General features: G+C 40.2%; 2 protein-coding genes and 1 pseudogene. All 3 read left to right on the top strand.

The window, feature by feature from the left end:
• A pseudogene (locus tag ACWATR_RS40085) lies at window positions 1-431 on the top strand (hypothetical protein); the annotation flags it as partial.
• Window positions 431-727 carry a hypothetical protein gene (locus ACWATR_RS40080; protein ID WP_460345965.1) on the top strand — a complete coding sequence of 99 codons (297 nt, stop codon included), beginning with the start codon at window positions 431-433 and terminating at the stop codon, window positions 725-727. The pseudogene ACWATR_RS40085 and the gene ACWATR_RS40080, both read left to right, overlap by 1 nt.
• Window positions 727-1,320: a DUF6753 family protein gene (locus ACWATR_RS40075; RefSeq protein WP_460345962.1), complete on the top strand. Its 594-nt coding sequence runs from the start codon at window positions 727-729 to the stop codon at window positions 1,318-1,320. The genes ACWATR_RS40080 and ACWATR_RS40075 overlap by 1 nt, the downstream gene beginning before the upstream one ends.
• The last annotated feature ends 22 nt before the right edge of the window (window positions 1,321-1,342 follow it).

Below are 1,342 nucleotides of genomic sequence, written 5' to 3'. Positions count from 1 at the left end.
AAATAATTCAATACATCGAAAATGCTAGCTTATTTGAGGTTGTAGTAAAATTTGGCTGGAATTTAACATTTCTTCAACCTATTTCTCACAGGGAAGACTGTATATATTACTTAAATGCAATCATCCAGAACGCGACTAATAACGCTAACTACGTGGTAGTGAAAAATTACCATTTTGCGCCAGAGTTTAGAGAATATGAGGAGAAGATACGGAAAAAGCTGTTAATAATAGGAGGTACGGAAGTAGAATTAACGGCTCTACATAGAAATCATTATCAAGCGATGGAAAAGACTGATAAACCTTATTCACAAGTTTGCCAGGATCTTTCAATAATTTTATTTTGGAGAAGCTTCATTTTTCAGTGGATTAAAAAGTTTCGTCATTCAGTAATGAATAACAATTTGGCTATTAAATATCTAGGGCTAGATTAATGACAGCAAAAGAAGGAATCACACCAAATGACCTCACATTTGAGATAATGTCAACCTTGGGGCGTTACGAGGAAACTATAACAAACCTCCAAACAAGACTGGAGGCTCAGTCATTGGAACAAAAACGCATAGTTGAAAAAGCTTATCAGCTACAAATCACACCAGACGATCTAACCTTTAGAATGATGGCAACTTTAGGGCGTTACGAGGAAAGCATAATAGACCTCCAAGCAAGACTGGAGGCTCAGTCAGTAGCGTTAGTATTACAACTTGTTAAAAATTTAGGACTAGACTAATGACAGCACAAGAAATATTACAAGGCTATTCCCCTTCAGAACAGAAGCGCATAGTTGAAGGGGCTTATCAGCTAGGAATCACACCCGATGATCCAACGTTTAGGATGATGGCGACACTAGGCAGATATGAAGAAACGATCATAGACCTCCAGGCAAGAATGGAGGCAATGATAGAAGCATGGGCGGCACTGATAGACCAAAAACTTGAGAAGACAAGCAAACAAGCCGAGTCAATGCACTATACAGTTGTGTCAAATGCTGTACGCGATGAGATCAAAAAAATCAAGCCCACCGGCGCAGGGATGAAAGTGCAGTCCGGCTGGGGGTTAGGAACAGTATCTCTGGTGTGTGGGTTAGTGGCGGCTGGCAGTACCTTGCTGGGTTCGCTGACCACATGGAATCTGGTGCAAAATATAGGAACGAATCAGTCAGTAGTAGTCTCACGTAACGATCTTAAGATTCTCCAATGGGCAAAATCCCAAGAGGGTAAGCAAATGTATCAAATAATCTTGAAGAATCAAGCAGCGATTGAAGCCTGTCAAACACAGCAGAGTAAAACTCAGGGCTATTGTTTAATTCAAGTAGGTAAGTAGCTAACCTACCTGAAGGTAATCT

The organism is Nostoc sp. UIC 10890, from assembly GCF_054786515.1.
This window is presented reverse-complemented; position numbering and strand designations above follow the sequence as displayed.

Coding starts and splice junctions, on each gene's coding strand:
- ACWATR_RS40080 (WP_460345965.1), top strand. CDS start 431: ATGACAGCAAAAGAAGGAATCACACCAAATGACCTCACATTTGAGATA.
- ACWATR_RS40075 (WP_460345962.1), top strand. CDS start 727: ATGACAGCACAAGAAATATTACAAGGCTATTCCCCTTCAGAACAGAAG.